The organism is Lichenibacterium minor, assembly GCF_004137685.1.
GTDB lineage: Bacteria > Pseudomonadota > Alphaproteobacteria > Rhizobiales > Beijerinckiaceae > Lichenihabitans > Lichenihabitans minor.
This window is the reverse complement of sequence record NZ_QYBB01000037.1, coordinates 1-19,028: the sequence shown is the minus strand read 5'-3', so window position 1 is coordinate 19,028 and position 19,028 is coordinate 1. Positions and strand designations below refer to the sequence as shown.

Annotated in this window: 23 protein-coding genes and 1 pseudogene; 13 read left to right on the top strand and 11 right to left on the bottom strand. The window is 70.8% G+C overall.

Going from position 1 to position 19,028, the window contains the following annotated elements; translation table 11 throughout:
* The first annotated feature begins 25 nt into the window (after nucleotides 1-25).
* Together D3273_RS21635 and D3273_RS21630 are read left to right on the top strand one after the other, a co-directional pair.
* Nucleotides 26-1,348: an MFS transporter gene (locus tag D3273_RS21635; protein ID WP_129228973.1), complete on the top strand. Its 1,323-nt coding sequence runs from the start codon at nucleotides 26-28 to the stop codon at nucleotides 1,346-1,348.
* Nucleotides 1,349-1,356: 8 nt separating this feature from the next.
* A complete protein-coding gene (locus D3273_RS21630; protein WP_129228972.1) occupies nucleotides 1,357-1,740 on the top strand; it encodes a YbhB/YbcL family Raf kinase inhibitor-like protein in 384 nt (127 codons plus the stop codon).
* Nucleotides 1,741-1,825: 85 nt separating this feature from the next.
* Here the strand turns inward: D3273_RS21630 and D3273_RS21625 are convergent, their stop codons facing one another.
* From D3273_RS21625 to D3273_RS21595, 7 genes are all read right to left on the bottom strand, one after another.
* A complete protein-coding gene (locus D3273_RS21625; RefSeq protein WP_207210866.1) occupies nucleotides 1,826-2,812 on the bottom strand; it encodes an ABC transporter ATP-binding protein in 987 nt (328 codons plus the stop codon).
* Nucleotides 2,809-3,726, bottom strand: coding sequence for an ABC transporter ATP-binding protein (locus tag D3273_RS21620; protein ID WP_129228998.1), 918 nt, complete (start codon nucleotides 3,724-3,726; stop codon nucleotides 2,809-2,811). Before D3273_RS21620 ends, D3273_RS21625 begins: the two co-directional genes overlap by 4 nt.
* A gap of 64 nt (nucleotides 3,727-3,790) precedes the next feature.
* Nucleotides 3,791-4,768: an ABC transporter permease gene (locus D3273_RS21615; protein WP_129228971.1), complete on the bottom strand. Its 978-nt coding sequence runs from the start codon at nucleotides 4,766-4,768 to the stop codon at nucleotides 3,791-3,793.
* Nucleotides 4,765-5,862: an ABC transporter permease gene (locus D3273_RS21610; protein ID WP_245501322.1), complete on the bottom strand. Its 1,098-nt coding sequence runs from the start codon at nucleotides 5,860-5,862 to the stop codon at nucleotides 4,765-4,767. The genes D3273_RS21615 and D3273_RS21610 overlap by 4 nt, the downstream gene beginning before the upstream one ends.
* A 10-nt stretch (nucleotides 5,863-5,872) precedes the next feature.
* Nucleotides 5,873-7,546 (bottom strand): ABC transporter substrate-binding protein, encoded by a 1,674-nt coding sequence (locus D3273_RS21605; RefSeq protein ID WP_129228970.1) that lies wholly within the window; start codon nucleotides 7,544-7,546, stop codon nucleotides 5,873-5,875.
* A gap of 59 nt (nucleotides 7,547-7,605) precedes the next feature.
* Nucleotides 7,606-8,496 carry a proline iminopeptidase-family hydrolase gene (locus D3273_RS21600; RefSeq protein ID WP_129228969.1) on the bottom strand — a complete coding sequence of 297 codons (891 nt, stop codon included), beginning with the start codon at nucleotides 8,494-8,496 and terminating at the stop codon, nucleotides 7,606-7,608.
* 26 nt (nucleotides 8,497-8,522) lie between these two features.
* Nucleotides 8,523-9,752, bottom strand: coding sequence for a penicillin-binding protein activator (locus tag D3273_RS21595; RefSeq protein WP_245501321.1), 1,230 nt, complete (start codon nucleotides 9,750-9,752; stop codon nucleotides 8,523-8,525).
* Nucleotides 9,753-9,889: 137 nt separating this feature from the next.
* Here D3273_RS21595 and rsmI point away from each other — a divergent pair, with 137 nt between their 5' ends.
* The 5 genes from rsmI (at nucleotide 9,890) to D3273_RS21570 (ending at nucleotide 13,614) form a co-directional block, all read left to right on the top strand.
* Nucleotides 9,890-10,837, top strand: coding sequence for a 16S rRNA (cytidine(1402)-2'-O)-methyltransferase (rsmI, locus tag D3273_RS29355; protein WP_129228967.1), 948 nt, complete (start codon nucleotides 9,890-9,892; stop codon nucleotides 10,835-10,837).
* Nucleotides 10,834-11,214, top strand: a complete 381-nt coding sequence (locus D3273_RS21585) for a YraN family protein (protein ID WP_129228966.1) — start codon at nucleotides 10,834-10,836, stop codon at nucleotides 11,212-11,214. Before rsmI ends, D3273_RS21585 begins: the two co-directional genes overlap by 4 nt.
* 431 nt (nucleotides 11,215-11,645) lie before the next feature.
* Nucleotides 11,646-12,449: a CAF17-like 4Fe-4S cluster assembly/insertion protein YgfZ gene (ygfZ, locus tag D3273_RS21580; protein WP_129228965.1), complete on the top strand. Its 804-nt coding sequence runs from the start codon at nucleotides 11,646-11,648 to the stop codon at nucleotides 12,447-12,449.
* A 17-nt stretch (nucleotides 12,450-12,466) separates the two neighbouring features.
* Nucleotides 12,467-13,081: an HD domain-containing protein gene (locus tag D3273_RS21575; protein WP_129228996.1), complete on the top strand. Its 615-nt coding sequence runs from the start codon at nucleotides 12,467-12,469 to the stop codon at nucleotides 13,079-13,081.
* Nucleotides 13,078-13,614 (top strand): tyrosine phosphatase family protein, encoded by a 537-nt coding sequence (locus D3273_RS21570; RefSeq protein ID WP_129228964.1) that lies wholly within the window; start codon nucleotides 13,078-13,080, stop codon nucleotides 13,612-13,614. Before D3273_RS21575 ends, D3273_RS21570 begins: the two co-directional genes overlap by 4 nt.
* 37 nt (nucleotides 13,615-13,651) lie before the next feature.
* Here the strand turns inward: D3273_RS21570 and D3273_RS21565 are convergent, their stop codons facing one another.
* Entirely contained in the window at nucleotides 13,652-14,437 is a 786-nt protein-coding gene (locus tag D3273_RS21565) for a molybdopterin-dependent oxidoreductase (RefSeq protein ID WP_129228963.1), read from the bottom strand.
* A complete protein-coding gene (locus tag D3273_RS21560; protein ID WP_129228962.1) occupies nucleotides 14,430-15,275 on the bottom strand; it encodes a cytochrome b/b6 domain-containing protein in 846 nt (281 codons plus the stop codon). The genes D3273_RS21565 and D3273_RS21560 overlap by 8 nt, the downstream gene beginning before the upstream one ends.
* Before the next feature lie 95 nt (nucleotides 15,276-15,370).
* Here D3273_RS21560 and D3273_RS21555 point away from each other — a divergent pair, with 95 nt between their 5' ends.
* The 5 genes and pseudogenes from D3273_RS21555 (at nucleotide 15,371) to D3273_RS21535 (ending at nucleotide 17,810) form a co-directional block, all read left to right on the top strand.
* Nucleotides 15,371-15,622 (top strand): exodeoxyribonuclease VII small subunit, encoded by a 252-nt coding sequence (locus tag D3273_RS21555; RefSeq protein ID WP_207210864.1) that lies wholly within the window; start codon nucleotides 15,371-15,373, stop codon nucleotides 15,620-15,622.
* 248 nt (nucleotides 15,623-15,870) lie between these two features.
* Nucleotides 15,871-16,101: pseudogene (locus D3273_RS21550) on the top strand (magnesium chelatase domain-containing protein); the annotation flags it as partial.
* A 389-nt stretch (nucleotides 16,102-16,490) separates the two neighbouring features.
* Nucleotides 16,491-16,838, top strand: a complete 348-nt coding sequence (locus D3273_RS21545) for a hypothetical protein (RefSeq protein ID WP_129228960.1) — start codon at nucleotides 16,491-16,493, stop codon at nucleotides 16,836-16,838.
* 210 nt (nucleotides 16,839-17,048) lie between these two features.
* Entirely contained in the window at nucleotides 17,049-17,297 is a 249-nt protein-coding gene (locus D3273_RS21540) for a hypothetical protein (RefSeq protein ID WP_129228959.1), read from the top strand.
* A gap of 174 nt (nucleotides 17,298-17,471) precedes the next feature.
* Nucleotides 17,472-17,810: a hypothetical protein gene (locus tag D3273_RS21535; protein WP_129228958.1), complete on the top strand. Its 339-nt coding sequence runs from the start codon at nucleotides 17,472-17,474 to the stop codon at nucleotides 17,808-17,810.
* Nucleotides 17,811-17,829: 19 nt separating this feature from the next.
* On the opposite strand, the gene D3273_RS21530 is transcribed toward D3273_RS21535, so the two are convergent.
* Nucleotides 17,830-18,279 carry a hypothetical protein gene (locus tag D3273_RS21530; RefSeq protein ID WP_129228957.1) on the bottom strand — a complete coding sequence of 150 codons (450 nt, stop codon included), beginning with the start codon at nucleotides 18,277-18,279 and terminating at the stop codon, nucleotides 17,830-17,832.
* Nucleotides 18,280-18,297: 18 nt separating this feature from the next.
* Between D3273_RS21530 and D3273_RS21525 the strand changes: the two genes are divergently transcribed.
* Nucleotides 18,298-18,609 (top strand): hypothetical protein, encoded by a 312-nt coding sequence (locus D3273_RS21525; RefSeq protein WP_129228956.1) that lies wholly within the window; start codon nucleotides 18,298-18,300, stop codon nucleotides 18,607-18,609.
* Between the two features lie 8 nt (nucleotides 18,610-18,617).
* Here the strand turns inward: D3273_RS21525 and D3273_RS21520 are convergent.
* Nucleotides 18,618-19,028: hypothetical protein (locus D3273_RS21520; RefSeq protein ID WP_207210863.1), on the bottom strand; the 411-nt coding region annotated here is incomplete at its 5' end.

Below are 19,028 nucleotides of genomic sequence, written 5' to 3'. Positions count from 1 at the left end.
GCGGCCGGCATCGGGGAGACACGGCATGACGGCCCTCACGGGAGATGCGGCGCGGATCGGCGGCGGCGGCGATCTCGCGGCCGCCGTGCGCAAGGCGCGGGGGCGGCTCGTGCCCTTCCTGATCCTGATGTACACGATGGCCTTCCTCGACCGCTCCAACGTCGGGTTCGCCAAGCAGGCGTTCCAGGCGGACACGGGGATCGGCGATGCCGCTTTCGCGTTCGGCGCCGGGCTGTTCTTCGTCGGCTACGCCATCCTCGAGGTGCCGTCGAACCTCATCCTCCACCGCATCGGGGCGCGCCGCTGGCTGTGCCGCATCATGGTCACCTGGGGCATCGTGGCCGCCGCCATGATGTTCGCCCAAGGCGAGCTGTCGTTCTACGTCCTGCGGGTGCTGCTCGGCATGGCGGAAGCGGGCTTCTTCCCCGGCGTCATCCTGTTCGTGACCTACTGGTTCCCGCGCGCCGAGCGCGGCCGCATCCTCGGCATGTTTTACTTCGGCTACCCGCTGTCGCTGATGTTCGGCAGCCCGGTGAGCGGCCTGCTCCTGGCGCTCGACGGTTCGCTGGGCCTGCACGGCTGGCAATGGATGTACCTCGTCGAGGGCCTGTGCGCCTCGGCGGTCGGCGTGTTCGCGTTCTTCGTGCTGACGGACCGGCCCGAGCAGGCGGCGTGGCTGGGCGCGGGCGAGCGTGCCGCCGTGGCGCGCCAGATCGCTCACGAGGAGACCACCAAGGTCGGCCATGGACCCGCCTCGCTCAAGGCCGCCTTCACCGATCCCCGCATGCTCCATTTCGTGCTGATCTATTTCCTGATCCAGGTCGGCAGCTACGGCGTGGCCTTCTACCTGCCCACGCAGGTGTCGGCGCTGCTCGGCGTCAAGGTCGGGCCGCTCGTCGGCTTCGTGTCGGCGATTCCGTGGGCGGTGGCGCTGCTCGCCATGGCGGTGTGGCCGCACTGGGCGGTGACGTCGGGCCGGGAACGCGGCTTCGGCGCCCTGTCGGTCCTCGCCATCGCGGTGGGGCTGGTGATCGCCGTCTCGGCGCCGCCGTTCTGGGCGGTGGCGGCGCTGTGCATCACCACGGCGGGCATCGCATCGGCCCAGCCCATCTTCTGGACCTTCCCGACCAACTACCTCGGCGGCGTCGCCGCCGCGGGCGGCATCGCGGCGATCAACTCCGTCGGCAACCTGGGCGGCTTCCTGGCCCCGAACCTGCGCGTTTGGGCGGAGTCGACGTTCGGGGCCCCGTCGGCCAGCCTTTACGCGCTGGCGGTGTCGGCGGTGATCGGCTCGGCGCTGATCCTGCTCCTGCCGCGCTCGGCGACCCCGGCGAGGTCCGCGACGTGAGCTCCCGCATGCCCCGCGGTGTCGTGTCCACCCTGACGGTCGCGGCCCTCCTGGCGGCGACGGCGCCCGCCGCGGCCTTCTCGGCCCGCTTTTCCTGGCGCGGCATCCCGGCCTGTGCGGCCGTGTCGCCCGCCTTCGCGCTGAAGGGCGTGCCGCGCGGAACCGCCTCGCTCAGCCTGGCGATGCGCGACCGCGACGCCCCGGACGCCCGGGAAAGCGGCTCGACCGTCCCCTACGCCGGCCGCGGCGCTGTGCCGAGGGGCGCCGTGTCCTACACCGGGCCGTGCCCGCCGAAGGGCGCGAGCCACCACTACATCTGGACCATCCACGCGCTCGACGCGAAGGGGGGCGATCTCGACATGACGGAGGCGGCGGGGAACTACCCGAAGTGAGCCCCGATCCACCGGCCCGCACGGCGCTCGCGAGACGCCCGCCTCGCGCGCCGGGCCGCCGCGGATCGCACCGGACGGCCCGGCCTCACCCGTTCGGGTAGTGGCAGGCGGCGACGCGGCCGTCGCCGACGTCGCGCAGGGCCGGCGGTTCGGTCCGGCAGCGCTCCTGCATCTTGGGGCAGCGCGTGTGGAAACGGCAGCCGGGCGGCGGGCGGAGCGGGCTCGGCACGTCGCCCTTGAGCACGATGCGCTCCCGCCGCGCTTCCCCGGCATGGGCCACCGGCACGGCGGACAGCAGCGCCTCGGTGTAGGGATGCGCCGGCCTGCGGAACAGCACCTCGGTGTCGCCCGTCTCGACGACCGAGCCGAGGTACATGACCGCGGTGCGCGTCGAGATCTGCCGCACCACGGAAAGGTCGTGGGCGATGAACAGGTAGGTGATGCCCAACCGGTCCTGCAGGTCCATGAACAGGTTGATGATCTGCGCCTGCACCGACACGTCGAGCGCGGACACCGATTCGTCGGCGACGATCAGCGCCGGCTCCAGCGCCAGGGCGCGCGCGATGCCGATGCGCTGACGCTGGCCGCCCGAGAACTCGTGCGGGAAGCGCTCCAGGTGTTCGCGCGACAGGCCGACGATGTCCATCAGCTCGTGCAGGCGCTCGCGGATCTCGCCCCGGCCCCGCGCGCGGCCGTCGGCGCCTCGGTGGACCCGCAACGGTTCGGCGATGAGGTCGGCGACGCGGCGGCGTGGGTTCAGCGACGAGGACGGGTCCTGGAACACCATCTGCATCCGCGGCCGCAGCGGCCGGAGCGCCCCCGTGCCGAGCCGCGTGATGTCGCGTCCCTCGAACCGCACCGTGCCGCCATCGACCTCGTAGAGGCGCACGAGGCAGCGGCCGAGCGTGGACTTGCCGCAGCCCGATTCGCCGACGAGCCCCAGCGTTTCGCCGCGCTCGACCTTGAGCGACACGCCGTCGACCGCCCGCAGCAGTTGCGGCCCGCCGGCCGTGAAGCGCCCCCCGAGGGTGAAGTGCTTCGACAGGTTCTCGGCTTCGAGCAGGGCGGTCAAGCGGCGGCGCCTTCGGGCACGAGGTGGCAGCTGACGTCCTGGCGGCCCAGCGCGAAGAGCGGAGGGTCGATCCGGCACGCGTCGTGGTGGTGGGCGCAGCGCGGGCCGAAGGGGCAGCCGGTCGGCCGGCTCGCGATGGACGGCGGCGCGCCGGGGATCGCGGGCAGGCGGTGCGGCTTCTCCCCCGCCATGGGGGGGATCGAGTCGAGCAGCCCGACCGTGTAGGGGTGGGCGGGCCGTGCGAACACGTCCGGCTTCGGGCCGCGCTCCACGACCTTGCCGGCGTACATCACCATGACCCGGTCGGCGATCTCGGCCACGACGCCCATGTCATGGGTGATGAAGACGATGGACGAACCGTGGTGGCGGCGCAGCTGCTCCAGGAGCCGCAGGATCTGCGCCTGCACGGTGACGTCGAGCGCCGTCGTGGGCTCGTCGGCGATCAGCAGCGACGGGTTGCAGCTGAGCGCCATGGCGATCATGGCGCGCTGGCGCATGCCGCCCGAAAGCTGGTGGGGGAAGCGGTCCACCTGCAGCTCCGGGTTCGGCATGCCCATCTCGCCCAGCAGCTCGACGGCCCGCGCCCGCGCCTGGCGCTTCGTCAGCCCCGAATGGGCGCGCACCTGCTCGGCGATCTGCCAGCCGATCGTGTAGACCGGCGTCATGGCGCTCATCGGGTCCTGGAAGATCATGGCGATCTCGGCGCCGCGCACCTCGCGCAGCGCGCGCCGCGACAGCCCCATCAGCTCGCGCCCCTTGTAGCGGATCGAGCCCGTCAGCACCGCGTTCGGGTCGTCGATGAGGCCCATCACGGCGAGGCTCGTCAGCGACTTGCCGGAGCCCGATTCGCCCACAACCGACAGGATTTCGCCCGGCTGCAGCGCGAAGGACAGGTTTTCGACGGCGCGCAGCATCCCGCGCTCGGACCGGAACGACACGCAAAGGTTCTCGACGCGCAGGAGCGGCTCGGCGACGGGGTCAGGCACGGGCGAGCCTCACGCGCGGGTCGAGCGCCGCGTAGATCAGGTCCACGGCGGCGTTGGACGCGACGACGAAGAAGGACGCGTACATCACCGTCGCCATGATGACGGGCAGGTCGAGGTTCTGCAGCGCGTTGTAGGTGAGGTAGCCGACCCCCTGCAGCCCGAAGACGACCTCCGTCAGCAGGGCGCCGCCGCCGACCAGCAGGCCGAAGTCGAGCCCGAACATCGACACGAAGGTGACCATCGAGGTGCGCAGGGCGTGCCGGAACAGGATGCGCCCTTCGCCGAGGCCCTTCGCTCGCGCGGTGCGGATGAAGTCCTCGCCGTAGGCCTCGACGAGGCTCGCCCGCAGCACGCGCCCGTAGAGCCCGACGAACAGGATCGCCAGGGCCACCCAGGGGATGACGAGGGCCTTGAACCATCCGACCGGGTCCTGGGTCAGCGGCACGTAGCCGAGCCCCGGCACCCAGGAGAAGAGCCAGGTGTCGTGGTAGCGGCTCTGGGTGATGAGGTTCGCCACCTCGCCGACCCAGAACACCGGCATGGAGATGCCGATGAGCCCGAGGATCATCAGCGCCTTGTCGACGACCGTGCCGCGCCACACGCAGGCGAGCGTGCCCACCGCGACGGAAGCGACGACCCAGACCAGCGCCGCACCGACCACGAGCGACATCGTCACCGGCACGGCCTGGAGGATCGAGGGCACGACCTTCTGTCCGCGGTTGACGAAGGAGGTGAGGTCGCCGGTGACGAAGAGGCGCTTCATCAGCAGGACGTATTGGACGGCGAGCGGCTGATCGAAGCCGAAATCGTGCCGCACCGCGGCCAGCACCTCCGGCGCGGCGTTCCGCCCCGCGATGCGGGCAGCGGGATCCGTGCCGGGCGTGGCGAAGAAGATCAGGAAGACCAGGATCGAGATCCCCGCCATCACGAAGGCCATCTGGCCCAGCCGGGCCAGCACGACGCGGATCATCGGCCCTTCCTCACGCGCAGCTTGGCCTTGGGGTCGAGCGCGTCGCGCACCCCGTCGCCCAGGACGTTCAACGCCAGCACGGTGAGCACGATCGCGATGCCCGGGGCGATCGCCACCCACGGGCGCGTGTAGAGCAGCCCCTGCCCGTCCTCGATGATGGTGCCCCAGGAGGCCGCGGGGGACTGCACCCCGATCGACAGGAACGACAGGGCGGATTCGGTGATCATGTTCAGCGCCATCATCAGGGGCGCGAACACGATCAGCGTCGTGGCGACGTTGGGCAGGATGTCGGTGACCAGGATGCGGTGCCGCGGCACGCCGAGCCCCGTGGCGGCCAGCACGAATTCGCTCCGCTTCAGCTGCAGCACCTGGCCCCGGATGGGCCGTGCCACGTAGGGCACGTAGATGATCCCGATGATGACGATCGGCAGCAGCAGGCTCGACGAGCTGATGGTGACGGGGCCCAGCACGAGCCCGCGCCCGATGGTGACGATCGAGAGCGAGATGGCGAGCAGGTAGACCGGGAAGGCCCAGAGCACGTCGAGCAGCCGCGACAGAACGGCATCGACGATCCCGCCGAAGAAGCCCGCCACGATGCCCACCACCGCGGCGGCCACCAGCGTGATGACCGTCGCGCCGCCCGCGATGACGAGCGAGTTCTGGCCGCCGTAGAGCAGGCGAGCCATCACGTCGCGCCCCTGGCCGTCGGCGCCCATGAAGTAGTGGCCGGTCCAGGTCGGCCCGATGGGCGTCGTGCCGAGCCCGAGCCCGCCGGTGTCGGCCTGGATCACGTCCACGGTTTCGCCGTCGACCACGACGGAACCGCTGAGGTTGGAGGTGAAGGGGTCGGTTTCCGACACGCGGGTGGCGTAGAGGGGCGCCGCCAGCGTGCACAGCACGATGAGCACTAGGGCCGCCAGCGACGCCACCGCTGCCCGGTCCTGGAGCAGCTTGCGGAGCGCCGTGACCCAGGGCCCACGGCTCGTCGCCCGCGCCCCGGGCTCCCGGCCGGCGCCGGGCGTGTCCGGGCGCTCCGATCCTGCGACCTGCGACGCGGCATCCTGGGATGCCGCGCCGGGGGAGGCCAGCGTCAAGCGACCGGCCTCACTGCACCCAGGCCTGCGAGAACAGGAAGTGGATCTGGTCGGAGTAGGTGAAATTGCCGACGCGGGACGCGACGAAATCCACCCTTTTCGGCTGGAACAGCGCCGCGGCGGGCGCGGCGTCGGTCACTTCCCGGTCCACCTGCGCCCACATCTTGTCGGCGGCCGCGCGGTCCGTCACCGCGGTCGCGGCCGCCTTCTTCATGTCGTCGTCGATCTTCTTGTCGCAGAAGCCCGAGATGTTGATCGAGGAGTCGGATCCCTCGTGGAACGACGCGCAGGAGAACAGCACGCCGAGGAAGTCGGACGGCGCGGGATAGTCCTGGTACCAGTCCGACACCGAGATCTGCACCTTGTTGTTGGTGTTCTGGATGTAGGTGAACTGGATGTTGTGGGACACCACCCTCAGGTCGACGTCGTAGCCGAGCTCGCGCAGGAGGCTCTGCATGTAGGTGGCGATGGACTTGGGGATCGCCTTGTCGTCGCCGATCAGCGTGATCTTGGCGCCCTTGGTGCCGGATTCCTCGATCAACTGCTTGGCCTTCGCCATGTCGGGCGCCGTCCACTTCGCGCCCGGCTTCTGCGTGAAGGGGCAATAGTCCTCGTGCCCCGCCATGCCGGCCGGCAGCTGCTGGCACAGCGGGCTCGCGAGGTTCGGCCCGCCGAACAGGCCCACCAGCGCCTTGCGGTCCACCGCATAGGCCACCGCCTGTCGCGCCTTGACATTGTTGAACGGCGCGAGGTTCACGTTCATCGGCACGTAATAGTAGGCCAGCAGCGTGTGGACGTGCACCTGCTTGGGGTATTTGGTGCCGAGCTCGTTCAAGCGATCGGTCGGGACGTCGTCGAAGGTCCAGTCGGCCTGGCCGTTGGCCACGGCGGTGACGCCGGCCTGGTCGTCCAGCCCGAAGTTGTACTCGATGCCGTCGACGTAGCCGTCCGGCTGCGCGTCGGCGCTGAACTGCTTGAAGTAGGGATTGCGGACGATCTTCATCCCGCGGTCGGGGTTGTAGCTCTCAATCATGTAGGGGCCGGTCGCGGCGGCCGGCGTCGTCCCGAGGTCCTTCGCCGGCGTGTCGGCGGGCAGGATGGAGGCATGCACGGCGGACATCTTGTAGAAGAAGTCGGCGTCCGGTTCCGTCAGGTGGACCGTGACGGTGCCCGCCTTGTCGTCCCCGATCACGCCGTCCTTCAGCGTGCAGGTCGCCGGCGTCTTGAGGCAGTCGTCGGCGCCGACTATGCCGTTGAAGAAGGAGCCCGCCGTGGGGCTCGACACCTTGAAGACGCGCTGGAGCGAGGCGACGACGTCGGACGGCATCACGTCCTTGCCGGTCGAGAACTTGACGCCGGGGCGCAGCTTGAAGACGTAGGTCTTGCCCCCGTCCTGCGGGCTCGGGATGGCCTCGGCGAGGTCGGGCACGACGTCGTTCGAGTCCTTGCCCTCGACTTTCTTGAAGGTCACCAGTCCGTCGTTTGTGGTGTAGAGGAGCTGCCAGAACTCGGCTTCGTAGTTGATCTGCGGATCGATCGTGCCGGCCGAGCCGTGGGCGTTCAGCTTCAGCGTGCCGCCGCGATGCTGCTTCATCAGCTCGGCCCGGTCGGGCGCCGCCTGCACCGCCGAGGCGGCGAAGCCCAGCGCCAGGGCGCTCGTGGTCAGCAATGTCCTCAAACGCATGGTGGTCCCTCGGTCGCGGCGGCTTGTAAGCGAGTGTTGATCGCGTCGCTGCCCAAATATCAATCGCGTTGCCGCAAAAACGTGCCGACGACTTCCATGCAGGCGCGGCGCTCCTCGACGTGGGGCATGTGGGAGGAGTCGGGGAACACCGTCCATCTCACGTCGGGGATGCGGTCTGCAAAGGGCTGGATCGTCGCCGGCGTGGCTTCGTCGTGGCGCCCGGAGATCAGCAAGGTCGGTGCCAGGACGGCGTGGAGCCTGTCCACCACCGTCCAGTCGCGCAGCGTGCCGATGACGTGGAACTCGTTGGGACCGTTCATCGTGCCGTAGACCGTGGGGTCGGACGCCATCGCGTCGAAGGTGCGGGTCACCTCCGGGGGCCACGGGTCGAGGCGGCACACGTGCCGACGGTAGAACGCCTGGGTGGCGGCCTCGTATTCGGGATGCGCCGTCGTGCCGGCGACCTCGTGGCGGAGCAGGGCGTCCTGGGTGTCCGGGGGAAGCGCGAGCCGGAGACGGTTCGCTTCCGCCACCCACAGCGCCATGGAGGCGGGTGAATCCGCGATCACCAGCGCGCACAGCCCCGACGGTCGCCGTACCGCGTGCTCGGCGCCCAGCATCCCGCCCCAGGACTGCCCCACCAGGTGGTAGCGCTCCCCGATGCCGAGATGCGCCAAGAGGTTGTCGAGCTCGGCCAGGAACAGCGCGACCGTCCAGAAATCCGCGCCGCGGTCGGGCAGGTGGGTCGAGCGGCCGTTGCCGAGCTGGTCGTAATGCACGACCGCCCGGCCGTCGTCGGCGAGGTCCTTGAAGCTGTCGACGTAGTCGTGGGTGCAGCCCGGGCCGCCATGGACCACCACCACGGGTGCCCGCGGACCCCGAAGGTCGCCCGTGACGCGGTACCAGGTTTCGAAGCCGTCGAACGGCGCGAAGCCTTCGATGATCCGCATGTCCGCCTCGCTGTTATCGCGGCGCGTCAGAACCCCGACGGGGCGCTGGCGAAGCTGCGCGGGGCCGCGCTCAGCACCGTGGTGGCGCCGCCCGAGATCTGCAGCACCGCCAGGCCGCGCTCGTTGGGCCCGTCCGCGCGGAAGCGGAACACGCCGTCGGCGCCGTTGAAGCCCGATGTGCTGGTCAGCAGCTCCGGCGTGAAGTGCGGCGACGCCGGCTGGTGGGCCAAGGCCGCGGCGAGCGACACGGCGTCGTAGGACAGGGTGGCGATGCGCGACGGATCGGTGCCGTATTTCGCGCGGTAGCGCCCGGCGAAGCCGGCGAAGCCGGCGTTCTCGGGCGCGGCGAACCAGGCCCCTTGGAGCGCCGGCAGCTTCAGCACCTTGGGGTCGACCCACAGGCCCGTGCCGAGGATCTGCACCTTGGCCCCATCGATGCCGTTCGCCGTCAGGGCGGCCGCCACTGCGGGCATCTCGTCGGGCGTGCCGGGGATGAACAGCGCGTCGATGCGGGGCAGGGCGGCGGCGATCCGTGCCGCCGCGTCGGCCGGCGCGCCGGGCTTGTAGCGCTCGATCGCCTCGACGCGCAGGCCGAGCTTCGCCGCGGCCTGCTGGTATTCGGCGAGGGCGACGTTGCCGTAATCCGACTCCGGCACCAGCGCGCCGAGGCTCTTCTTGCCGTGCGAGGCCGCGTAGTCGACGACGCGGTCGACGTAGCCCTCGATCAGGAAGGACAGGAGGTACACGCCCTTGGTGGCCGTGGACGTGTCGGTGGAGAAGCCGATCACCGGCTTGTCGGCCGCCTTGGCGACCTTGGCGGCTTCGCGCAGGTCGGGCGCGAAGACGGGGCCGATGATCAGCTCGGCGCCGTCGCCGACCGCCGCCTGGGCGGCATCGCGCGCGCCGTCGGGCGTCGAATGGTCGTCCTTCACCAGGATGGTGAGGTCGTTGGTCCCGGCGTCCGCGTAGGCGAGCTCGGCCGCGTTGCGCAGCGACACGCCGACGCCCGAAGCGCCGCCGTTGGCCTGGGTCAGCGGCAGCACCAGGGCGACCTTGACGGGGCCGCTGCCGATGGCGCCGATCGGCGCCGCGCTGGCGAGCGGGCGCGACTGGACGGGTGAAACGGGCGCGGACAGCGGCGGCGGAGCCGCCGCGACGCGCGGGCGGTCGGTCCCCGCGCCGAACTGGCCGCAGGCCGACAGCAGCGACGCCGAAGCCAGGGCCAGCGCGCAGGTCCCGAAAAATCGTGCCGACACCAAACCGCGTCTCCCCGAAGCGCATCCGCGCGAGAAGGCCCGGGCCGGGGCCTCCGTCGAGTCGCCAGCCTAACACCTCCCCGCGACCGAGACCACCGGCGCTTGCCAGGGCGCGGCCGTCGCGCCACACAGGGGCGATGGACCCTCACCGCAGCGACGATCACCCGAAGGCGGACGGCGGCGAGCGCCGCCGGGACAGGAGCTTCACGGCGTTCGGCGCGCGCGTGCCCGCCGCCGCTTCGGCGCCGGGGCTCCACGTCGTCGCCACGCCCATCGGCAACCTCGGCGACATCACGCTTCGCGCGCTCCACACCCTCGCCGGTGCCGACGCCGTTCTGGCCGAGGACACGCGGGTGTCGCGCGTGCTGTTGAACCATTACGGGATCGACGCGCCGCTGATCCCCTACCATGAGCACAACGCCGCGGCGATGCGCCCGCAGGTCCTGGCCCGCCTCGCCGCCGGCCAGGCGCTGGCGCTGATCTCGGACGCCGGCACGCCGCTCGTGTCCGACCCCGGCTACAAGCTCGTGCTCGACGCCGTCGCGGCCGAGGCGGCCATCACGGCCCTGCCGGGCCCGTCCGCCGTGATGGCCGCGCTGGTGCTCGGCGGCCTGCCGACGGACCGCTTCTTCTTCGAAGGCTTCCTGCCGGAAAAGTCCGGCGCGCGGCGCACGCGGCTGGCCGACCTCGCCGCCGTGCCGGGCACGCTGGTGTTCTTCGAATCGGCCCGCCGCCTCGCCGACGCGCTCGCCGACGTCGCCGCCGTGCTCGGGCCCCGGCCGGCCGCGGTGGCGCGCGAGCTCACCAAGAAGTTCGAGGAGGTTCGCCGGGGCACCGCGGATGCGCTGGCCGCCCATTACGCGGCCGAAGGCGCGCCGCGCGGCGAATGCGTGGTGCTGGTGGACCGGCCGGCCGCCGGAGCGGTGCCGAGCGCCGCCGAGCTCGACGCCCGCCTCGCCGCGGCGCTCGACACCCTGTCGGTGAAGGACGCCGCCGCCGTGGTGGCGGGCGAGACGGGCCTGCCGCGGCGCGACGTCTACGGCCGCGCCGTGGCCCTGGTGGCCGCCCGGCGCGACGGGCGGTGACCCGGCGCGGCGCGGAGGACCGCCGGCGGGCCGGGCGGGCCGGGCGGCGCGCCGAGTGGATCGCGGCCGCGCTGCTGGTCGCGAAGGGCTATCGCATTCTGGCCCGGAGCTTCACCGTGTCGGGCGGCGAGATCGACATCGTGGCGTTGCGGGGCGACCGGATCGCCTTCGTCGAGGTCAAGGCGCGCGCCGACGCCGAAGCCGCGCTCGCCGCCATCGACGGGCCGAAACGCCGCCGCATCGCCCGCGCCGCCGCCGTGTGGCTGTCCCGGAACGCGTGGGCGTCCGGCCACGCGTTCCGCGGCGACGCCGTGCTGGTCGTGCCGCGGCGCTGGCCCCGCCACGTCGCCGACGCCTTCGAAGTGCCGATCGGCTGACGGGTGGTTCCGGCGCCGAAATGCGCCGACGGCGGTGCGTCTCGATCCGTCGGGCATGCGTCGCCAACAAGCCCGGTCGCCGATCCGGGGGCGCGTGGCGTCGGATCGTGCCGTGCGGCGTGACGGAAACCGCATGCGGCCGCTAGGCTCGTGTCGGCGAGCGCCACCACGCGTCGGGCGGCCATCGCGATTCGGACCTGCGGGCCCAGGTGATTTGTCCGCGCGTCGCAGTGCCCCGACCGTGGCGGCGTCCCGCCGATCCGAGCCTCCTGCCGATCCTGCAAAATGAGCCGCGGCGCAGACTCGGTCCTAGGGCGCGACATGCGCTGAACGGTGGACGGCGCGGCGGGGCATCTTGCGCCGGCGCGGTGAGGGTTTATGTCCCGTTAGGATCGGTCGCCGCGGCGGCGGTGCTTTCGGCGGAGTCTGACATGGGGACGGCCTTTCTCGCCGAGCGGGGCATCGTCGAGGTCGATGGCCCCGACGCACGCGCGCTCCTCCATCGCCTCGTCACCAGCGACGTGGCGGGGCTCCGCCGGGGCGAAACGCGCTACGCCGCGCTCCTCAGCCCGCAAGGCAAGATCACCTTCGATTTTCTCATCGTGGACGGGACGGGCGAGGCAGGGCCGGACCGGTTCCTGCTCGACGTGCCGGCCGCTCAGGCGGGGGACCTCGCCAGGAAGCTGTCGCTGTATCGATTGCGCGCCGACGTCCGCATCGTCGACCGCAGCGCCGAGCTCGGCGTCACGGCGCACTGGCCGGACGGCCCCGGCCCGCGCGACCCGCGCCACCCCGACCTCGGCACGCGCGCCGTCGGGGCCCGCGCCGCCGCGGACGCCGACGCGGCATCCGCCTATGACGCGCACCGCATCGCCCTCGGGGTGCCGGATGGCGGCCGCGACTTCGCCTACGGCGACGCGTTCCCGCACGACGCCAACCTCGACCGTCTCGGCGGCGTCGACTTCGCCAAGGGCTGCTACGTCGGCCAGGAGGTCGTGTCGCGCGTCCACCATCGCGGCACGGCCCGGAAGCGCATCGTCCCGGTGAGGTTCGACGGCCGCGCGCCGGCGCCGGGCGCGGAGATCACCGTCGGCGAGACCGCCATCGGCACCATGGGCACGAGTTCCGGCGAGGTCGGCCTCGCCACGGTGCGGACCGATCGTGCCGCCGACGCGGCCGCGCTCGGCGCGCCGGCGATCGCCGACGGCGTCCACGTCGCGCTGGCGCTGTCGTGACGGACGCTTCGGCCGTCATGGGCGAGGCGATCCATGATGTCGGCACCGGCCCGGCGTGGCAGCGCATGCTGTCCGGCCGCCGCCTGGACCTCCTCGCGCCCTCGCCTCGCGACATCGACCTCCACGACATCGCCCACGGCCTCGCCCGCGTGGCGCGGTGGAACGGCCAGACGCGCGGGCCCTACATCCTGTCGGTGGCTCAGCATTCGCTGCTCGTGGAAGCGCTGCTCGGCCACCTCCGCCCGAAGGCCGACCGCCACGCCCGGGCGGTGGCGATGCTGCACGATGCGCCCGAATACGTCGTCGGCGACCTGATCTCGCCCTTCAAGGCCTGCGTGGGCGACGCCTACAAGGCCGTGGAAGCCCGCCTCTTCGCCGCCATCCTCGACCGGTTCGCCCTGGCGCCCCCCGACGCCGCGTTGCTGGCGCTGATCAAGCGCGCCGACCGCGCCGCCGCCCGCCTCGAAGCCGTGCTGCTCGCCGGCTTCGACGAGGCCGAAGCCGAGGCCGTGCTGGGGCCCGCGGAGGCGGGGCTCGATGGCTTCGCGGCCTGGCTTCGCCCCCGCCCCTCCGACCAGGTCGAGGCCGCCTTCGTCGACCGCTGCCGCGCTCTCGGCATGGTGGACGTTTGACGGCCAGCATCGTCGTCTGCCCGCAATCGCGGCTGGCGGAGGTGCTCGCGGCGACCGGCGCCCGCCACGTCGTCACCCTGCTGGCGGCAGATCGGCGCGCGGGGCTGCCGCCGATGCCGGGCGTCGCGCGCCTGATGCTCGACGCCTCCGACATCACCGCGCCGCGCGACGGCTTCGCCCTTCCCGGCGCCGACCATGTCGCGGATCTGCTCGGCTTCGCGCGGGCCTGGGATCGGCACCGGCCGCTGGTCCTCCACTGCTATGCCGGCGTCAGCCGCTCGACCGCGGCGGCCTACGCGGTCGCCTGCGCGCTCCGGCCGGAGCGCGGCGAGGCCGAGATCGCGGCGTCGCTCCGCCGGGCGTCGCCCAGCGCCACGCCGAACCCCCGCCTGATCGCCCTGGCCGACGACGCCCTGGGACGCGCCGGCCGCATGGTGGACGCGATCCGCGCCATCGGGCGTGGCCGGGACTGCTTCGAGGGCGACGTCTTCGCCCTCGACGTGCCGGACCGGCGCGAGGCGGCCGCCGTTTGACGCCGCCGCGACCGCGATCGGCCGGCCGGTGGGCGGGTCACACGCCCGCGTACCAGGTATAGCCGTTGTCTTCCCAATAGCCGCCGTGGCCGTCGCCGAGATGGGCGAAGCTGTCCACGACCTCGATGCGCATCACGTATTTCGACATTTTGTAGCCGAGCTGGCGCTCCACCCTCAACCGCAGCGGCGCCCCGTGCGGGACTTCCAGCGGGGCCCCGTTGAAGTCGTAGGCCAGGATCGTCTGTTCGTGGCGTGCCGCCTGGAAGTCGATCGATCCGTAGAAATGGGCCGGCTCCTCGCCGAAGGAGGCTTCGTCGGGCGTGTCGGCGCAGTGGAACACGACGTAGCGCGCGGCGGGTTTCACACCGGCCGCGTCGAGGATGTGCGACAGCCGCACGCCCGACCATTTGCCGATGCAGCTCCAGCCCTCCACGCAATCGTGCCGCGTGATCTGCGTGCGGGACGGCATGGCGCGCAGCTCCGCCAGGCTGTAGTGCGCCGGGCGCTCCACCAGGCCGTCGACGGCGAGCCGGTAGTCCTTGAAGCCGTCGGCCGCCAGGGCCTTGTAGGATTCGTCCTGCGGGTCCTTCGAGCCGTTCGGCTTGAAGAAGCGGCTGATGTCGGACTCGGTATATTCCCGGGCGAGGGAGTCCGGGCCGAGGATGGCGCTCTGCGTCCGAAAGGTCAGCATCTCTTCGAGGGCGAACAGCTTCTGCACGAGCGGGTTGTTGGCGCCGCCATCGCAGCCCGCGAGGCCGAGGCCGCCCAGGCTGGCGAGCGCGCCCTTGATGAGCCCGCGCCGGGACTGGTCATGGTCACGCATTGGTGGTCACCTCGCTGTCCTTGGCTTCGCCGGTGTCGAACCAGCCGGTGATCATGGAGCGCATGTTGTTGAACACCCCCGTCAGCAGCACCATGGCGATGTGCACCACGAAGAAGGCGACGAGCCCCCAGGCGACGACGAAATGGATGGTCCGGGCGGTCTGCCGGCCGCCGAGCAGGGTGGTCAGGAACGGGAAAGCGGCGTCGAGGCCCGGCGACATGGTCCAGCCCGCGACCACGATGAGCGGCAAGGCGACAAAGATCACGGCGAAATAGGTGAGCTTCTGCAGCACGTTGTAGCGGCGCGCGTTTTCGCCGTGCGGGAACCTCAGCTTGAGGTGGTCGACGATGGCCTGGCCCGTGTGGGCGAGCTCGCCCCGGTCCGGCACGATATCGCGGGCGAAGTGGCGCGAGACCAGGCCGTAGAGCAGGTAGAGCGTGCCGTTGACGACCAGCAGCCACGCCATCAGGAAATGCCAGTGGCGGCCCGTCTCCAGGTCCTGGTTGGACGGCAGCGTGAGCCAGCTCGGGAACGCCCGCTCCACCGCCCGGCCGCCGGACTGCGACAGGCCGAGCACGCCCGACGTGTTCACGCTGTGGCCGAGCAGCGCCGTGTAGCCTTCCGTGTGGCCGTTCACGTCGCGCGAGTCGATGGCGAAGACCGGGGCGGCGAAGTCGGATTTGGAGCCGAGGTAGAGCGCGGGGTGGGCGTTGAAGATCTGCAACCCGCTCATCAGCAGGAGGACGAGACACAGGGCGTTGATCCAGTGCGTCACGCGCACGAGGGCGCTGTGGCGCTTGATCAGCCGCGGCCGGGGGACGGTGGTGGCATCTGTCATGGTGGGATCGGATCTCGATCGAACGGACGGACGGCCTTGCCTTCCTGGCGCGGGCCTCCAAGGTGGTACGACGGACGCGGAAGCGAGGTTTCGATTTGGATCAGGCAGGATTGGGCGAGATTGCCGCATTGCCCTTCGAGAAGGCATTGGCGGAACTCGAGGACATCGTGACCCGGTTGGAGCGGGGCAACGTCGCCCTGGAGGATTCGATCGCGATCTACGAGCGCGGCGAAGCGCTGAAGACGCATTGCGACAAGCTGCTCCGCAGCGCCGAGATGCGCATCGAGAAGATCACCCTCGGCGCCGATGGCAAGCCGGCCGGCGCGGAGCCCTTCGACGCCGCTTGAGCGTCCGAGCGGTCGGCGGACCGGCCGCGGATCCCTTGCCCGGGTCGGCTCGATGGGAAACGGGGCCGCTCGGCGCGCTCCCGCCCGTGACAGGTTGGGAAGGAGGGGTTGCCGTCGGCCATGCGGAGCCCGGCGCCCCTGTCCACACCGCCCCGGGGCCGCCCCGGGGCCGCCGCGGCGGGCGCCTTGCGGCGCGGCCGGCCCCGCGCTAGCCTCCTGCCATCTTGGATCGCATCGGCGAGGGCGCGATGGTCGTGCGGATTGCGACGGTCGCCTTCGAGGGCATCGAGGCCCGGCCGGTCGACGTCCAGGTGCAGATCACCAACGGCACCGTGGTGTTCAACGTCGTCGGCCTCGGCGACAAGGCCGTCGCTGAATCGCGCGAGCGGGTGCGCTCGGCCCTGTCGGCGTCGGGCCTGGCGCTGCCGGCGAAGCGGATCACCGTCAACCTCGCTCCCGCCGACCTTCCGAAGGAGGGCAGGTAATTCAAGGGTGTTTTACCTCGTAGAAGTGGGCGAGGTAGGATTACCTAGGTAGCAGATAGGTAGCGCCCGCTTGAGGGCTAGCGTGGTTTTGCTATCGTTTCCTCAGAGCCGAGAGGGGCGCCTCGGCTCGGACGGCCGCGGATGGGTCCCTCAGAGCGATCCGTGCCGCGGCCGTCTTCAGCTTGAGTGCGCCACTCGCTTGAGGCTTCGCAACGATCAGGGACTCTTCGGGCGAGCCGGTTCGACCCAACGGCTCGGGATGGCCGCGGCACCTTACCCGTGCCCAGCGTGAGCGCCGCGGCCATCTCTCTGTGCTCCCTGCTGATGACAGGGTCAGGAACCAAGCCGGCCTCGGTCCATTGCCCTCCGACAAGGAGGCATCTATGCCGCTGAACCCACGACCGATGCCGCATCCTGACCATTCTCAAACCGGGCATGATCATGCCCGATCTGGTTTCCGAGAGTGGTCCAGCCAAGTCGGCGGCCAAGCGCCGTTCACTCGGCAAACCCGGGCTGCGCAGCCCATCGTACTCGGCATCGACCTGACCCACCCGTTGGCTAAGGTCGCTGTGGTTGCCTTCGTCGGCTATACGTTCGGCAGGCTCCTGCATCGCCGATCGCGCAAGGCCGCGCCGTCGGTGGCGCCGCGACAGCAGCCGTATCGGCCTGGGGCAACCGAACCCTACCGGGTCCAGCCAATTCGCGAACGCTCCGATATCCGCTTCCGCTAGAGGAGGACCACCGCCGGAAACCCGTCTTCCCGGCAGTGAGGTGTGGTCAAGGCTACGCCTGCAGTGCGCCAACCGCCTGCCCCCTGGAGCGGCCTCGGCACAGTTAACTTTCTCAGCATACAAGGCGATTGCATTCTTTAACCGGCCGTTAACCATGACGCTTCTACCTTCCATCGCAACGGGATTAAGGGGTAGGAGGCGGAAGCAGCCATGGCTGAGCAGACCGACAAAATCCGCTTCGATCTGAGGATGCGCCCGGCCGCGGACGGTCGGTTCGAAGTCCTGCTCCGGCTCTACCGGGACGGCCTGTTCGCCTCCGAGACTTCGATCGCCGTCGTCAAAGAAGGCAAAGCCAAGCTCATCCTCCGCATGGCAGACTACCAGCTCGCTCGACAGGGCTACCGGCAGTTCCTGTCCGAGATGCCGGCCGTCTTGCAGTTCGACGCGGTCGCGGCTTGAAGGCCCGCCCGACGCGAGCGGATCAGCCGCGAGGGCTAATAACCCGCAGCGTAGGGGGACCAGCCCTAGGGAAGGGGCGGGCGACCGGAGCGTGAACGCCCGCTGAAGCGCTTTCTCAGCCCAGGTTAAGGGCCCACGGATCAGGGTGGCTCCGTCTTCGATGGGGACCTCGCCATGACCGCCTTTTCTGCCCTCCGCGCCGCTGCCCTCGTCCTCGCGCTCGGCGCCGGCACCGCCGCGCATGCGAGCGAGTGGGACTGGAACCACCCACGTCGCGCTGAGGTCGGCGCGAGGCTTGACCGCCAGCAGGACCGCATCGTTGACGGTCTCCGCGATGGCGAGCCGTCCGCCGGCCAGGCGCACCGGCTGCACCAGGAGGACACGGCGATCCGCCTGGAGGAGCGCGCCGACGCGACCATCGGAGGCGGAGCTATCTCCCGCGGCGAGCAGCGCACGCTCAACGCGCAGGAGAATGCCGTGAGCCGGCAGATCCAATTCGAACGGACCTACTGATCGGCTTCGCCGAACCGCGTCACGCATCGGGGTTTCCCTCGCGCTCGGCGGCACTCGACAGCCGGGCGACCTCGACCTCTAGGGCGGCGAGGTCTCGATCGAATTGGGCAAAGCCGGCCCTCAGATCGTGGATGCGCCGGACCAAAGCGTCCGAGCCGGCCCGTCCACGTCCCCCATCCCGCCAGGCCACGAACCGCCGCCGCAGGTCGTCGACCGCCGCGGCCGACCACCCACCAGCCCGGCCGTACCAGGCTTCCCGGACGCGCCAGCTCTCCGCCGGGTAGCCGAGGTGCCGCGCCGCCTGCCGGACCTGCGCTGCAACCGTTTTCCCCGCCACGTTCCCCGCGGCTTGGTGCACGAGGTCCCGCAGCTCCGCCGCGACGGCGTCGGGCGAGCCCCCACCGACCGTGGTGCAGTCACCACGACCTGTGGCCCGTTTCCGCCGCCGGTCCTGCGATGCTGCGGACATCAGCAGCGGGAGGGCGGCATGGCGGACGACGATAAGGGCGAAGCGGCTGCGGCCGAGGAGATCACCGACCTCGATTGGGAAGTCCGCATGAGGGAGGTGCAGCGCATCGAACCCGACGCCGAGGACGATGGGCCGGAGGACCTGTTTTCCGTGACCTTTGCGGTGGAGGGGCCCAACGCGAATGCCGAGGTGGAGGTCATGGTCACGGACGTCGCCGACATCGAAGTGGTTGCCGTGGCGCTGGACACGCTGCACGGCGCCCTGACGGCCTGGGCCGATCTGATCCAGCGCCGGAAGGAGGATCTGCGGACCATCCTGTCGGAGGATTGAGGCGAGGATCACGACGCCACCCCGCTGCGTTCCGCCATGGCGATCACGTCGCCTGTGACCTGCTTGGCCCAGACCTCCGCGGTTGCCTTCGGGAGCCCATCCCACGATGCCCACCGTGCCTTCGCGACGAGCCCCGCTGTCGTCGTCGGCAGCGTCGACAGGATCTCGGCCTCGACCTCCCACAGCACTCGGAAGGCCTCTTCCTCGGCGTCATCGGCCGCGTCCATCCCGAGCCGATCCTTCACAGCCTGGCGCTCAACCATCCACGTATTGTGGGCGGCGATAATCTCGGCCCGGCGGGTGATGCGCCGCTCGCCGGGCATCCAAGTCCTGTGCAGGAGTCTGTCATTCGGGAGATCAGGATGGGGAGTGTAGGTCTCCACGCACCGCCGAGGCAGCGGCATGCCCTGCAGCTTCTC

Coding starts and splice junctions, on each gene's coding strand:
- D3273_RS21635 (WP_129228973.1), top strand. CDS start 26: ATGACGGCCCTCACGGGAGATGCGGCGCGGATCGGCGGCGGCGGCGAT.
- D3273_RS21630 (WP_129228972.1), top strand. CDS start 1,357: ATGCCCCGCGGTGTCGTGTCCACCCTGACGGTCGCGGCCCTCCTGGCG.
- D3273_RS21620 (WP_129228998.1), bottom strand. CDS start 3,726: ATGCTGCGCGCCGTCGAAAACCTGTCCTTCGCGCTGCAGCCGGGCGAA.
- D3273_RS21615 (WP_129228971.1), bottom strand. CDS start 4,768: ATGATCCGCGTCGTGCTGGCCCGGCTGGGCCAGATGGCCTTCGTGATG.
- D3273_RS21605 (WP_129228970.1), bottom strand. CDS start 7,546: ATGCGTTTGAGGACATTGCTGACCACGAGCGCCCTGGCGCTGGGCTTC.
- D3273_RS21600 (WP_129228969.1), bottom strand. CDS start 8,496: ATGCGGATCATCGAAGGCTTCGCGCCGTTCGACGGCTTCGAAACCTGG.
- rsmI (WP_129228967.1), top strand. CDS start 9,890: ATGGACCCTCACCGCAGCGACGATCACCCGAAGGCGGACGGCGGCGAG.
- ygfZ (WP_129228965.1), top strand. CDS start 11,646: ATGGGGACGGCCTTTCTCGCCGAGCGGGGCATCGTCGAGGTCGATGGC.
- D3273_RS21575 (WP_129228996.1), top strand. CDS start 12,467: ATGGGCGAGGCGATCCATGATGTCGGCACCGGCCCGGCGTGGCAGCGC.
- D3273_RS21565 (WP_129228963.1), bottom strand. CDS start 14,437: ATGCGTGACCATGACCAGTCCCGGCGCGGGCTCATCAAGGGCGCGCTC.
- D3273_RS21560 (WP_129228962.1), bottom strand. CDS start 15,275: ATGACAGATGCCACCACCGTCCCCCGGCCGCGGCTGATCAAGCGCCAC.
- D3273_RS21545 (WP_129228960.1), top strand. CDS start 16,491: ATGCCGCTGAACCCACGACCGATGCCGCATCCTGACCATTCTCAAACC.
- D3273_RS21540 (WP_129228959.1), top strand. CDS start 17,049: ATGGCTGAGCAGACCGACAAAATCCGCTTCGATCTGAGGATGCGCCCG.
- D3273_RS21535 (WP_129228958.1), top strand. CDS start 17,472: ATGACCGCCTTTTCTGCCCTCCGCGCCGCTGCCCTCGTCCTCGCGCTC.
- D3273_RS21530 (WP_129228957.1), bottom strand. CDS start 18,279: ATGTCCGCAGCATCGCAGGACCGGCGGCGGAAACGGGCCACAGGTCGT.
- D3273_RS21525 (WP_129228956.1), top strand. CDS start 18,298: ATGGCGGACGACGATAAGGGCGAAGCGGCTGCGGCCGAGGAGATCACC.